This window comes from Marinomonas rhodophyticola (assembly GCF_026113935.1).
Classification (GTDB): Bacteria; Pseudomonadota; Gammaproteobacteria; order Pseudomonadales; family Marinomonadaceae; genus Marinomonas; species Marinomonas rhodophyticola.
Window position 1 is genome coordinate 568,174 of record NZ_JAPEUL010000004.1, and the last position, 13,909, is coordinate 582,082.

Annotated in this window: 13 protein-coding genes and 1 pseudogene; 7 read left to right on the plus strand and 7 right to left on the minus strand. The window is 42.3% G+C overall.

Annotated elements, in window-relative coordinates; translation table 11 throughout:
* Positions 1-50 precede the first annotated feature (50 nt).
* The 7 genes and pseudogenes from lpdA to ONZ52_RS03465 all read left to right on the plus strand — a co-directional run bounded on the left by lpdA (position 51) and on the right by ONZ52_RS03465 (position 5,788).
* A pseudogene (lpdA, locus tag ONZ52_RS03440) lies at positions 51-1,491 on the plus strand (dihydrolipoyl dehydrogenase).
* An 89-nt stretch (positions 1,492-1,580) separates the two neighbouring features.
* Positions 1,581-2,747, plus strand: a complete 1,167-nt coding sequence (sucC, locus tag ONZ52_RS03445; RefSeq protein WP_265217284.1) for an ADP-forming succinate--CoA ligase subunit beta — start codon at positions 1,581-1,583, stop codon at positions 2,745-2,747.
* Between the two features lie 2 nt (positions 2,748-2,749).
* Complete coding sequence (gene sucD, locus ONZ52_RS03450) at positions 2,750-3,622, plus strand: succinate--CoA ligase subunit alpha (protein ID WP_265217285.1); 873 nt, start codon at positions 2,750-2,752, stop codon at positions 3,620-3,622.
* A gap of 87 nt (positions 3,623-3,709) precedes the next feature.
* Positions 3,710-3,922, plus strand: a complete 213-nt coding sequence (locus ONZ52_RS25215; protein ID WP_409419341.1) for a cysteine-rich CWC family protein — start codon at positions 3,710-3,712, stop codon at positions 3,920-3,922.
* Positions 3,923-4,013: 91 nt separating this feature from the next.
* Positions 4,014-5,228, plus strand: coding sequence for an L-2-hydroxyglutarate oxidase (gene lhgO / locus ONZ52_RS03455; protein ID WP_265217286.1), 1,215 nt, complete (start codon positions 4,014-4,016; stop codon positions 5,226-5,228).
* A gap of 94 nt (positions 5,229-5,322) precedes the next feature.
* Entirely contained in the window at positions 5,323-5,592 is a 270-nt protein-coding gene (locus tag ONZ52_RS03460; RefSeq protein ID WP_265217287.1) for a hypothetical protein, read from the plus strand.
* 4 nt (positions 5,593-5,596) lie between these two features.
* Positions 5,597-5,788, plus strand: coding sequence for a hypothetical protein (locus ONZ52_RS03465; protein ID WP_265217288.1), 192 nt, complete (start codon positions 5,597-5,599; stop codon positions 5,786-5,788).
* A 64-nt stretch (positions 5,789-5,852) separates the two neighbouring features.
* On the opposite strand, the gene ONZ52_RS03470 is transcribed toward ONZ52_RS03465, so the two are convergent.
* From ONZ52_RS03470 to ONZ52_RS03500, 7 genes are all read right to left on the minus strand, one after another.
* Positions 5,853-6,185: a nucleoside-diphosphate sugar epimerase/dehydratase gene (locus ONZ52_RS03470; protein ID WP_265217289.1), complete on the minus strand. Its 333-nt coding sequence runs from the start codon at positions 6,183-6,185 to the stop codon at positions 5,853-5,855.
* Between the two features lie 67 nt (positions 6,186-6,252).
* The gene (locus ONZ52_RS03475; protein ID WP_265217290.1) at positions 6,253-6,936 is read right to left on the minus strand and encodes a response regulator; all 684 of its coding nucleotides are present in this window, start codon (positions 6,934-6,936) and stop codon (positions 6,253-6,255) included.
* Positions 6,933-8,531, minus strand: coding sequence for an ATP-binding protein (locus tag ONZ52_RS03480; protein WP_265217292.1), 1,599 nt, complete (start codon positions 8,529-8,531; stop codon positions 6,933-6,935). The genes ONZ52_RS03475 and ONZ52_RS03480 overlap by 4 nt, the downstream gene beginning before the upstream one ends.
* Before the next feature lie 146 nt (positions 8,532-8,677).
* Positions 8,678-9,961, minus strand: coding sequence for a 2-hydroxycarboxylate transporter family protein (locus ONZ52_RS03485; RefSeq protein ID WP_265217293.1), 1,284 nt, complete (start codon positions 9,959-9,961; stop codon positions 8,678-8,680).
* Positions 9,962-10,199: 238 nt separating this feature from the next.
* Positions 10,200-11,918: a GGDEF domain-containing response regulator gene (locus ONZ52_RS03490; protein ID WP_265217294.1), complete on the minus strand. Its 1,719-nt coding sequence runs from the start codon at positions 11,916-11,918 to the stop codon at positions 10,200-10,202.
* Between the two features lie 13 nt (positions 11,919-11,931).
* Positions 11,932-12,357 carry a response regulator gene (locus tag ONZ52_RS03495; RefSeq protein WP_265217295.1) on the minus strand — a complete coding sequence of 142 codons (426 nt, stop codon included), beginning with the start codon at positions 12,355-12,357 and terminating at the stop codon, positions 11,932-11,934.
* The gene (locus tag ONZ52_RS03500; protein WP_265217296.1) at positions 12,350-13,843 is read right to left on the minus strand and encodes a sensor histidine kinase; all 1,494 of its coding nucleotides are present in this window, start codon (positions 13,841-13,843) and stop codon (positions 12,350-12,352) included. The genes ONZ52_RS03495 and ONZ52_RS03500 overlap by 8 nt, the downstream gene beginning before the upstream one ends.
* Positions 13,844-13,909: the final 66 nt, after the last annotated feature.

Below are 13,909 nucleotides of genomic sequence, written 5' to 3' on the forward strand. Positions count from 1 at the left end.
CTGAACGGCCCGATTAGGTCGTTCAGTTTTACTGAAAAATGGGATCTCTTATGTCTGATAAATTTGATGTTGTTGTAATTGGTGGCGGCCCTGGTGGTTATGTAGCCGCTATTCGCGCTGCTCAGCTAGGTTTGAAAACAGCCTGTATCGAAAAATGGTTAGACAAAGACAATAAGCCTCGCCTTGGCGGTACTTGTTTAAACGTTGGCTGCATTCCTTCTAAAGCACTGTTAGACTCTTCACAAAAATACCATGATGCGAAAGAAACTTTTGGCGTACATGGTATCAGTATGAGTGACGTTGCTATGAACGTTGATGCTATGGTTGATCGTAAAGATAAAATCGTAGATCAGTTGACCGGTGGTATCACTGGCCTTTTCAAAGCTAACGGTGTAACAAGTTTCGAAGGTTTTGGTAAAGTATTAGCGAACAAAAAAGTCGAATTCACAGCGCATGACGGTACGGTAACCGTTATTGAAACTGAGAACGTTATTTTAGCGACAGGCTCAGTGCCAGTGAATATTCCACCTGCGCCACGTACGGGTGATATTATCGTTGATAACCAAGGTGCGCTTGATTTCCGTGCTGTGCCAAAACGTCTAGGCGTTATCGGTGCTGGTGTTATCGGTCTAGAACTTGGCTCTGTATGGGACTCGTTTAGGTTCTGAGGTTGTGGTTCTTGAAGCGCAAGACGCTTTCCTAAGCCTTTGTGACCAGGATGTAGCGAAAGAAGCGGCTAAAATCTTCAAGAAACAGCATTTAGACATTCGTCTTGGTGCGCGTGTTACTGGCAGCCAAATCAACGGTGAAGAAGTGGAAGTGACTTACCTAGATAAAGAAGGTAACGAGCAGAAGCAAACCTTTGATAAGCTGATTGTTGCCGTTGGTCGTAAGCCATTTACTCAAGGTTGTTTCTCTGAAGATTCTGGCGTGAAGCTAGATGAACGTGGCTTTGTCTTCGTTGATGAGCAGTGCCGTACATCTGTTCCAGGCGTATACGCGATTGGTGACATTGTACGTGGTCCTATGTTGGCACACAAAGCATCTGAAGAAGGTGTTATGGTTGCAGACATCATCGCTGGCCATAAAGCACAAATGAATTATGACTGCATCCCATCTGTTATTTATACTCACCCAGAACTTGCTTGGGTTGGTAAAAATGAGCAAGAGCTAAAAGCAGAAGGTGTTAAGTTTAAAGTGGGTAAATTCCCATTTGCAGCGTCTGGTCGTGCTATGGCGGCAAATGACACTGATGGTTTCGTTAAGATAATTGCTTGTGAAGAAACAGACCGTATTTTAGGCTGCCACATTATTGGTGGTCACGCGGCTGACTTGATCGCGCAAGCGGTTATTGCAATGGAATTCGGTTCTACTGCAGAAGATATCGCTTTGACTGTTTTTGCTCACCCAACAGTGAGTGAAGCGGTTCACGAAGCAGCATTAGCGGTAGACAACCATGCGATCCATATCGCAAACCGTAAAAAGCGTTAATAAAAATTAGATTTGCCGGCCTAGAGCCGGCAATTTCTGTCTTAGCAGGCAGAGCTTATGTCAATCATTCAGATGAGCGGAAGAATCAAATGAACTTACATGAATATCAGGCTAAACAGCTTTTTGCTGAATACGGCCTGCCAGTATCTAAAGGATACGCAGTAGACACGCCAGAAGCGGCAGTTGAAGCAGCGAAAAAAATTGGTGGTGACAAGTGGGTTGTTAAGGCTCAAGTTCACGCTGGTGGTCGCGGTAAAGCGGGCGGTGTAAAGCTTGTTGATTCTTATGAAGAAGTTGCTGCGTTTACACAAAACTGGATTGGTAAAAATCTTGTTACTTACCAAACTGATGCAAAAGGTCAGCCTGTTGCGAAGATTCTTGTAGAATCTTGCACTGACATTGCTAACGAATTGTACCTAGGTGCAGTAGTTGACCGTTCTACTCGTCGCGTTGTTTTCATGGCGTCTACAGAAGGCGGTGTTGAGATCGAGAAAGTAGCAGAAGAAACCCCAGAGCTTATCCATAAAGCGATCATTGATCCGCTTGTGGGCGCTCAGCCATACCAAGCTCGTGAGTTGGCATTTAAATTGGGTCTTAACCCTACACAAATCAAGCAGTTCACTAACGTGTTCCTTGGTTTGTCACAAATGTTCCATGATTACGATTTCGCGCTTCTTGAAATCAACCCACTTGTTATTACAGAAGAAGGCAACCTTCACTGTCTAGATGGCAAAATCGGTATCGACAGTAACGCTGTTTACCGTCAGAAGAAGATGCAAGAGTTCCACGATCCTTCTCAAGAAGATGAGCGTGAAGCACATGCAGCTAAATGGGAACTTAACTATGTAGCGCTAGACGGTAACGTTGGCTGCATGGTAAACGGTGCCGGCCTAGCAATGGGTACTATGGATATCGTTAACCTACACGGCGGTAAACCTGCTAACTTCCTAGACGTAGGCGGCGGTGCAACAAAAGAACGCGTTGCTGAAGCATTTAAAATCATCCTTTCTGACAGCAATGTTAAAGCGGTATTGGTTAACATTTTCGGTGGTATCGTTCGTTGCGATATGATCGCTGAAGGTATTATCGGTGCGGTTGAGCAAGTCGGTGTTAACGTGCCTGTTGTTGTTCGTCTTGAAGGTACTAACGCAGAGAAAGGCCGTGAAGTTCTAGCAAACTCAGGTCTAGACATCATCGCTGCAACAAGTCTAAAAGACGCAGCTGAACAAGTTGTTAAAGCTGCGGAGGGCAAATAATAATGTCTGTTTTAATCAATAAAGATACTAAAGTAATCTGTCAAGGTTTCACTGGCGGACAAGGTACGTTCCACTCTGAGCAAGCGATTGCTTACGGAACGAAGATGGTTGGTGGTGTGACGCCAGGTAAAGGTGGTCAAACTCATCTAGGTCTACCTGTTTTCAACACAGTGAAAGAAGCGGTTGAACAAACAGGTGCGGAAGCGTCTGTTATTTACGTTCCAGCACCTTTTGTTAAAGATTCTATCTTAGAAGCGGCGAACGCTGGTATCAAACTAATCGTTTGTATCACTGAAGGTGTTCCGACTCTTGACATGCTTGACTGTAAAGTTAAATGTGACGAGCTAGGCGTACGTCTAATCGGCCCTAACTGTCCAGGTGTTATCACACCAGGTGAGTGTAAGATCGGTATCATGCCTGGTCACATTCATTTGCCAGGTAAAGTAGGTATCGTATCTCGTTCTGGTACATTGACTTATGAAGCGGTTAAACAAACGACTGATGCAGGCTTCGGTCAATCTACTTGCGTAGGTATCGGTGGTGACCCAATCCCAGGTACTAACTTCATCGACGTATTGGAAATGTTCCAAAACGATCCACAAACTGAAGCGATCGTTATGATCGGTGAAATTGGTGGTACAGCGGAAGAAGAAGCGGCTGCTTACATCAAAGCAAACGTAACTAAGCCTGTTGTTTCTTACATTGCTGGTGTGACTGCACCTGCTGGTAAGCGTATGGGTCACGCTGGCGCGATCATTTCTGGCGGTAAAGGCACAGCTGACGAAAAATTCGCAGCGCTACAAGACGCTGGTGTTAAAACTGTTCGCTCTCTAGCGGACATCGGTGCTGCACTTAAAGAAATCACTGGCTGGTAAGCGAGTACTTTACAGTGTGACTGATTATAAAATCCCTGCTTCGGCGGGGATTTTTTTGCTTTATAGGCACGAAAATAGGTGTTAAAAATGAAGTGTCCTTTTTGTTTGGGTGATAATGCTTGTACCGTAGACAGTCATGATGGATGCTGGTGTTTTACTCTTCATATTCCTAGTGACATGTTGGAATGGATTTCTACGTCAACAAGGTTAGCAGGAAAAGAAAGGGTTTGTATTTGTTCGGCCTGTATTCACTTTTATAAAACAGACCGGCGGGGCTTTCTTTTGAAGTACGCAAACTAAGTATGCTGGTATGGATGTGCTTCTAAGGTGTTTATTTGCACAATCTTATAAATCAGCGAAAAAATAAAACAAGATGGGAGTACTGGCAAACATGTCTCAACATTCAGTTTACGATATAGCGGTTATCGGGGCCGGTATAGTAGGGCTGTCAACAGCCTGGCAGTTACTTAAGCGTTATCCAAAATATCGTATATTGCTGGTTGAAAAGGAAGCTGAGGTTGGATTGCATCAAACAGGGCATAATTCTGGTGTGATCCATGCGGGTGTTTATTATGCGCCAGGCAGTCTTAAAGCAGATTTTTGTCAAAGAGGCGCAAAAGCAACGAAAGAATTTTGTCTCCAGCATCATATTGATTTTGAGGAGTGTGGTAAGTTACTGGTGGCCACCAATGCACTGGAATATGAGCGCATGGAAGCTCTGTTTCTTCGTTGTCAAAATAATGGCTTGGAAGTTCATAAGCTGGATCAGGCGCAACTAAATGAACGTGAACCTAACATAAAAGGGATTGGCGCGTTATTTGTTCCGTCGACTGGCATTGTGAATTATCGAAATATTTGCCGAAAATTAGCAGAATTGTTTGTTCAAAAAGGTGGCGAGTTACGTTTAAATTCTGAGGTGCAGAACCTTGATGAAAGTCATGAGCGTGTGGCTATTACCTTAAATAATGATGTTGTGAGTACGTCTTATCTGGTCAGTTGTAGCGGTCTGATGGCGGATAGATTAACTAAGATGTTGAATATCCCGACTGATTTCCAGATCATTCCATTCCGTGGTGAATACTATCAGTTGCCAGCAAAACATAATCGTATTGTTAACCACCTTATTTATCCCATCCCAGATCCAGATCTGCCGTTTTTAGGCGTGCATTTGACCCGCATGATAGATGGCTCTGTGACGGTTGGTCCTAATGCGGTACAAGGATGGAAGCGAGAAGGCTATGGCCGTATCAATATCAATATGCGAGATATCGTTGACATGATACGTTTTCCTGGTTTCTGGCGGTTGCTGATGTCGCATTGGCGGACGGGTTTAACGGAAACAAAAAATTCTTGGTATAAACCGGGTTATTTGGCGCAAGTAAGAAAGTATTGTGACCTTGTGTCTTTAGATGATTTGCAGGCATATCCTGCTGGAATTCGAGCTCAAGCGGTGATGAAAGATGGTAGTTTAGTGCATGACTTTTTGTTTGCTCAGAGCACGAGAACGCTGCATGTTTGTAATGCGCCTTCGCCAGCAGCGACAAGTGCTTTTCCAATTGGTGAATACATCGTTGATAAGCTAGATGAGAAAATGACATCTGTGTAGTGCGAAAGCATTGTGAAATAAAGGTGGCTAAGTTTGTGTTGTGATTAACAGCACTGTAGAGTGTCATGTTGGTAATCATTTATAAGGAATAAGTATGATAGGTTTAAAGAACAATCTAGGTTTTACTCATCTGGCACGTGGTATTGCAGCCGCCTTATTTATTACTCAAGTTACGGCATGTGGTACGTTACTTTACCCTGAACGTCGTGGTCAAACAAATGGTCAAATCGATGTGGGTGTGGCAGCATTAGACGCAATTGGTTTATTGTTCTTCTTTGTTCCTGGTGTGGTCGCTTTTGGTGTCGATTTCATCACAGGAGCTATTTATTTGCTCGGGCGGTGGTGTAGCAAGCTTAACCAATGATGAATTGAATTCGATTAAAAATGGATCTGATTCGATAGATGTTGAGAAGTTTAAAACAGTGATGGCGCAGCGTAGCGATATTGCATTGCCAAAAGACGTCTACACAGATCAATTAAATGTGTTAACCATGTCATCGACTCAGTCTCTTAAGGCTGCTATGAATTTGTCGAACCAACAAGTTGCCTTGGTTCAATAATCTTTATGATATTAATACCAAATCTTTAAACTAAAATGAAAACATTTAATTTAAAGATTTGGTGTTATAGTGCCTGATATACTATTGTCTGCATGGTCTTTATATCTTGTCCTGTTTCCAGTGTTATCAACTTGGCTTTCGTCTTAAAAATACCTTCCCAAATATTGTCGGCAATACTGATCGATTCTCCCTGAATTTGTATGATCAATTTCACGTCATGTTTACGCACTAGGGCGGAAATTTCGCTAGGTGAATAGACCGTTGAGCCATGCACTTGTGTTCTGTTATTCCATGGCTCGTCATCAATAAATGCGGTGATTTCGATGGTGTGTTCGCTATGCCTATTATCATCTAATAGGGAACCGAGCCAATGAAAAACATAGGTAATCGATACCAATAAAAATGACTTTTGTCGGCTTGGGTTTGCTGAAAAATAAGCGTTTTAACTGATTCAGCATGCGTTGCTACACCGTTTTACTATAACGTTGTTTGGGTCTGCCACCTGTTTTGTAATCAAGTGTCATACTAACTTGACCTTGAGCTTCCAAATATTCAAGGTAGCGTCTGGCTGTAATTCGACTAAGCTTAATTGCGTCACCTATGTCTTCTGCAGTAAAGGGCGTTTCATCTAGGGTTTTTAGGTGCTGTGTTAGCTTTTCAAGGGTGTTTTCATCGATACCCTTTGGGGTTTTTCTACTGCCATCAGAGGGAGCGTTTTTTCTAAATAAGGCATCTATATCTTGTTGGTCTATTTTGTTGTGTCTAGTTAGGCGCTTTCTAAAGTCTAAATAGTCATCCAGAGCTTGCAAGACACGAGACATACGGATGGGTTTTACCAGATAATCCATTACTCCCAGTTGGATGGCTCTTTCAATTGTGGTGGCTTCTCTTTCTGCTGTGGTCATGATAAAAGCACTTTTTATGTTCTTGCTTTTAAGCCGTGCTATTAGATCAATGCCATTACCATCTGGCAAACTAATGTCGACCATAATTAATTCAGGTTCGAAGGCCTCTGCTTTTAATTCTGCCTCAAGCAGGCTTTCGCAGACAGCGACGACAGTAAAATCCGTGCGCTGATTTATGGTGTTTTCTAATACATAGCTAGCACGTAGGTCATCTTCCACTATCATCACAGGAATTCGATTCATCTTGTTAGCGCTCGTTTATCTAAATAAATACTAAACACAGTGGTATTCACCTCACTGCGCTCCCAATCAAGGCTGCCGTGGTATTGGTCAACCACCTTCTTGACCAAATACAGTCCTATGCCGTGTTGTTCTGTGTTGTGTTTGCTACTGACTCCAAAGTCAAGTATACGGCTTTCTAGTTTTTCATCCACGCCTGCGCCGCTGTCTTCTATTTGAAGCATGATGTGCGCATTGCGATCACTAATATAGAACTTAACAAATGGAGTAGTCAGTAATCTATTAGACCAAGCCGCTAGTAAAGCATTGTCTATTAGATTTCCCACCAGTGTTACCAATGCCTCATTGGCTTTAGGTGGATATTTACCGAGCTGACAATCACTTTCGATTAACATATCCACTTTTAAGTCTTTTGCTTTATTGTGTTTGGCGAAAATTAGCCCAGCTACTGCACTGTTTTCTATTGTTTTAATGATGCGTCTTAACGCCGCCTGATCTCCATCACTTTCTTGTTGTAAAAATTCTATGGCATCTTGGTAGCGTTCTGCTTGAAGCATTCCTGATAGCACGTTTAGGTGGTTGGCATATTCATGGGTTTTAGCGCGTAATAAATCCGCATAGTTTTTAGTTGTCGTTAGTTCTTGTTCTAATGATTTTTTTCCATGATCTGGAAAAAATACAATCACATAACCGATATCACCTTTTGGACTTTTAATAGGGTATAGATTGGCAATAAATTCCAGTTTGCCCAAATTGAACTTATTTTGAGTCATTTGCCCTTTTGCTTCCAAAACAAAGTGGGAGAGGCTTTGTGATTGTTCGCTTAATGGTTTGTTTACCACTTGTGAGGCACTGAGCACATTCATCGTTAGCCACTCAATAGCCATGCTATTAATCGCAGTCACATATTGTTGATGATCAATCGCCACAATGCCGTCTCGAATACTGTCTAAAATTAATTCGTGTTCTTTGAATTTTCGAACAATTTCTTCTGGCTCTAAACTTAAAAAAGTACGCTTCAATTTGGCAATTAATACGATGGCGATAATGACACCAAGTAGATAGACAAAAATAACCAACAAGCCCGCTTCGCGAAGATGTTGGTGTATCAACTCGCTGGTAGTCTTTGTAAGGTAACCAACGCTAACGGCACCGATAATGCCTGTTTCGTCTTTGATTGGGGTAAAGTTACGAATGGCCTCACCCAGTGAACCGCTGGCAATGCTGGTGGAGTCTATGCCTTGCCGTAAGGTTGGGTAGACATCGTCACCGATAAACTTTTTACCAATAAGTGATTCTGTGGGGTGACTTAGACGGATGGCATTTTGGTCAACAACCACAATATAAGAGGCATCGGTTTTGCTGCGTAAATTTTCGATATGATTTTCGATAGAGACTGGTTGTCCGCTATTGCTGATTCGAGCTGCCTGAATGACTTTATCATCTTGAGCGATAACGCGGGCCAGCTCTAATCCGCGTTTGCCAATGCCATCTAAATACGCATTTTGTAATGAGTAGCCAAAGACTAAAGCGACAGCCACTACAATAATGGTGATAGTCGAGATTGTTATTAAGGCAAGGTAAGACTTGAGTGTCATCGGCGCTTCATTAACATGAAAAAAAGAAGCGTGATTATACAACATACAGACTAAGGGCTAAACAAAAGGCAAAAATAGAAAAGGCAAAAATAGAAAAGGCAAAAACAGGGGATGTTTTGCCTTTTCATGTGTTTACCCGTTTGGTATTAAGCGATCGCTTGAACCACGATTGTTGCCAGTATCAGCATGAAAGCGCCACCAATGCGAGAGGATATTTGTGCAAAAGGCATTAGTTCCATGCGCTTACTTGCCGCAAGAACAGCCACATCGCCTGTGCCGCCCATGTTTGCCATGCAAAGACCGCCAGTAATGGCCGCTTCGATAGGATAGAAGCCCATTAACCAACCAATCAGGCCAGCACCAAATACCGCGCCCAGTACAGTGATGAGTACTAGGAAGAAGTACATAGGAGACAGCGCATCAAGGATCTGGTTTAGATCCGTATAAGCCACACCAATACCTACCAATAGGGCAGGAGTTAAGTTGCTAACTACAAACTTGTACCAAGAGAATGCTGCTTGTTCTAGTGCTTTTGGCATGATGCCTGATACTTTAATCAAAGCAATCGATAGTATCATCAAGGCATAAGTGTGCATGCTGATATAATTTGATAGTAGCGTACCGAGAAAATACATACTGACAGCTAACAATGCACCAACACCTAAAATGGTCACGTTGAGCTCTGAGCCTTTCTGGTCTTCTTCCTCGATTGGCTTTTGACCACGAATAAGCTGGCCATTACCGGTGAGACTGGGTGCCATTTGGCCAACTTTGTGTAGTAAGCCAGCCATGACGATGGCAATAGCATTACCAATTGCTAGGGCCGGTACCATCTGCGACATTAAGGATTCTGCGCTCATTCCTGTTTTACCAGACATGATTTCAACAAGTGGCACAGCACCAGCGCCCATACCGCCACCCATGATAGGAAGAGCAATCAGCATAACCGAGTCATAAAAATTTTTACTGACCAACATGCCGACTAAACCGGTGAATATACAAGCAAAGAAAGCCGATCCTAAAATGACAGGGATATATTTTAATGCCGCTTTCTTGAGTGTTTGAGTGTCCATACCAAAGATAGAGCCAGTCACTAGGCTTGCCACATAAAAAGACAAGAAACCGCCACTTTTCATAAAGGTTGTGACATTGTTTTCTGCACTGGAGGGAAATAGGCCGCTGTGAAATAAGTAAGCAGAGCCGAAAATGACAACGATGGCACCACCACCAAAAAATTGGTTGATAATCGGAGTTCTGTCTCCAATATAGTTAAGAATAAAGCCAATAATGACCATAATTCCTAATGCCCCTATCATGCCACCTGGCATCTTGCCTGCAAAGGTAGCTAATAAAATAGTGATAGCGGCTATGGCCAATATGATTTTGCTGGTGCGCTGATCCTGCACCGTCATAACATCGTTAGTGATCATGATAGACTCTCTTTTTTTGCTTGTTTTAATGTGCGCGGAAGTCTACCAACCTTCTTTATAAGCGGAAGTTACTTTTCCTTTAATGAAACTAAAAAGTGGTTTTGAAACTTTTGTAATGCTTTGTCTTGGTGGTTTTTTGCACAATCGGCTGCGTATTTTGTCATGATTAAGTCCATTGGAAGGCGTTAAAATATCTTTGTCTTAGAGGAAAATAGTGCCTGGTTTTGGCGTCATGTTTTTAGTGAAGCTGATATTTTTGTCTGTATGATAGAATCCAATCACTCATTTTATCAGCAGACATAGGTTTAGCGATGAAATAACCTTGGCCAAGTTGGCAGCCCATTTCAATCAGTGTTTGCTCGTGCTCAAGTGATTCCACGCCTTCGGCGATTAACTTGTAATGAAAAGCTTGGCTTAGTGCCACAATGCATTTCACAATGGAGCGATCTTCTTGATTTATTAGAAGGTTTTGTACAAATCCTTTATCAATTTTTAAGGTATTAAGAGGCAATTTTTTCAGATAATTTAACGAAGCATACCCTGTTCCAAAATCGTCTAATGCGACATGAACCCCTAATTGACAGCAGGCTTTTACCACCTCTACGGCTTGGTTGATATCGCATATTGAAACCGTTTCTAAGATTTCAAGTTCTAATGATTGCGGATTAATGTTAGGCATACTTTGTAGTAAGAGGCTAAGGCGCTGGGCAAAATCTTTGCTGAGTAAGTGGGCTGGTGAGATATTAACACTGATCATGAGATCTTTTATTTTCCATAAGGCATGTTGGCTGAGCGCTTCTTGTAGAACCCATTCACCGATTAATATACCCGTGTTAGGGTGCTCTAGAACTTCTGTAAAATCAGCCGGATAAAGAAACCCCATGGTTGGGTGATTCCATCGAATAAGCGCTTCTACGCCGATTAATTTATGCTCTACCATATTGATTTGTGGCTGATAATGCAGCTCGAACTCATTGTTTATAATGCCTTTTTCTGCTGCTTGTAACATCGCTCGGCGTGCAAATTGACGACGTTCCTCTTCAGGATCGAAAAATAAAATATTGTTACTGCCTAAGTTTTTAGCTTGGTACATTGTTTGATCTGCGCGCCGTAAAATGGTGTCAGCATCAAGGCTGTCATTTGAAACCAAAGCAACACCGATGCTGGCAGATACTTGAACATGGCAATCGAAGGCCTCTAGTTCAATTGGCGTATTGACCAAATCAATTAGTTGTTTGAGGAAATCATCGCATTCTTTTTTGCTTGATACATCACGCAGCAACAGAACAAACTCGTCCCCGCCAATCCGAGCCAAGGTGTCACTTTTGCGAAGAAGACCTTTTAGTCGGTTGGCGATGGTTACCAATACATAGTCACCTGTATCATGTCCATAGTTGTCATTTACCGGCTTAAAGTTATCTAAGTCAAGAAAGGCGACCGCAGCCGATTCTTCATGAGTAATAGCCTGCTGTAAATGTTCTAAAAGAAGAGGGCGGCTAGCCAATCCGGTTAAATTGTCGTAATGAGCCATGTCGTGGAGTTTTTTGTCTATTTCAGCTCGATGGACTGAGCTAATAATAGCGCGGATAAGCTGAGTACTTTGCAGATGATTCTTTAATAAATAGTCACTTGCACCTAGACGCATCGCTTGGGCGGCCACTTCTTCATCGCCTAGTCCTGTTACCATGATCACAGCGCAACGTTTTTCTAAAATAGTGCGGATATGATTGAGAAGGGTTAAACCTGAATTAAGTCCTAATCGATAATCCACAATGACACAGTCGAAATCTCCCTCTTTTAAATAGACCATCGAGTCTTCAATCGATGATGCTTCTAATACATGAGTTTCAATGTCCGATTTTGACAACATGCGGCGAAGACGTTCTCTATCCACATCGTCGTCATCAACAAGCAGAAGTTTTAAAATATGCCCAGTGTCGTTTATGGTTGCTTCCATGATTCCTCCTGAATCAGCGATTTGGTTCGACTGCATTTTTATAAGCATGCAAAAGTGCAGCTAGCTTCGCAAACTGCGGACCAACTGAAGATTTAACCATATAGCCCGCGACATTATTGTCATAGGCACGAGATCGGTCATTATCATCATTTGAGGTGGTAAGAATGAAAATAACAGTATCCTGCAATGCCTCATCATCTCGAATGTATTCTAAGAACTCAAAGCCATTCATAATTGGCATGTTTAAATCTAATAATACTAAATAGGGGGTTTTTAAGGCCCGAGTTGGATGCTGCTTTTTTAAAATGTCTATGGCAATTTGACCATTTTCTGCATAGACCAAATGGATATCTGGAGCCACTTTTCGCAGTCCACGAGTAATTGATTCTGCAGCGACGTCATCATCTTCAACGATTAAAACACTTAATTCTCTAATCATGGTTATCCTTCCTTAAATAACGGGGCCACCAGACGTGGAAAGTTACACCTCGCTGATGTTGATTGGCTTCTACGCTGATGCGTCCGCCATGCGACTCAACCAGCCGCCGGCTGACGGAAAGACCAATACCTGTTCCACCACGCTCGCTTGCCGTGATTGTTTGAAATAATCGAAAAATACGTTCATGTGACGCAGTGGGAATCCCTGGCCCATCATCGCAAATTGAAAAATGACAGAAATTATTTTCTACAACGCAGCGTATTAAAATTTTTCCTACTTGTGTGTCATGATGTTTAATCGCATTGCTAATAAGATTGCGCATGACGGTTTCAAGCGGAATCCATGTCGAAATAAAGTGTGTTATTTGAATATCGCGTTCTAAAAGCATACCTTCTGGTATTTCAAGTAACTCAAAAACGTTATCTAACAGAATATTTAGATCAATTTGTTGGGGAGTGGCGTCTTTTTTTCCTGCACGGGCATAAGTTAATAAATTATCAATCAGCTGCTCCATGCGTTGAATACGAATGCCAATGCGATCTAGGTTATTGCTCACATCTGGTAAGGTGTTTGCTCCTAGGTCCTCCTTAATCCACTCTAATAAATCCGCAATACCGCGTAATGGTGAACGTAGGTCATGGGATGCAACATAGGTAAACTCCTCTAAATTGGTATTAATTTCACGCAGTTCCTGCTCCATTCTTTTACGTTTTGTGATGTCTAATAAAGACACGAACACCATATTGTTGTTGTGCTCATCTTCAAAAGGACTTAGGCCTATTTCAACTGGAAATTCACGCCCGTCCTTGTGCAAAGCCGTTAAATCACGTCCAATGCCCATCATCCGAGGCATTGGGTTTTGATGAAAAGAGCGACGCAAATCACCGTGATGGTGTCGGTAGCGTTCCGGTAATAAGAGATCAAGAGGCTGATTGAGTAACTCTTCAGGATGGTAGCCGAAACACTCACAAAGCATATTATTTGTGACACGAATGATGCCACTTTCATCAACCACCAATACACCATGAGGTGCGTCCTGTATAGAACGCTGGAACATATTATTGGCGCGCAGTCTTGGTGTCAGATCAATTAAAGTCGCCAATACCAGTGTGTGCTCATCTTGCTCAACCGGATTTAGGCCAATTTCTATGGGAATCAACACACCATCTTTACGTTTTGCATGCAGCGCTTGGCCTGCCCCCATTTGCCGTTTGCGAGGTTGGCTAAAATACTGACTCATTAGATGTTTGTGGCTTGATCTAAGTTCGTCAGGTAGTAAAAAATCAATATCCCTACCAATTAATTCCGTGGTCGAATAGCCCAATATTTCAGCCAATGAATCATTCACGAATAGGATGTGTGCTTCTGTGTTAACGATCATAGCACCCATAGGCAAACAGCCAACCAATTGCTGTAAGAAGCGATCGTCCATTAATTGTTTGTTACTAAAAAGAAGGGAATTTTCTGTGGTTACATTATGATCCATCATTCATTCCATTTATAAAAATCTCTCTTTAATATAGATAGACTAAGAATGCATAGACGGCAATGA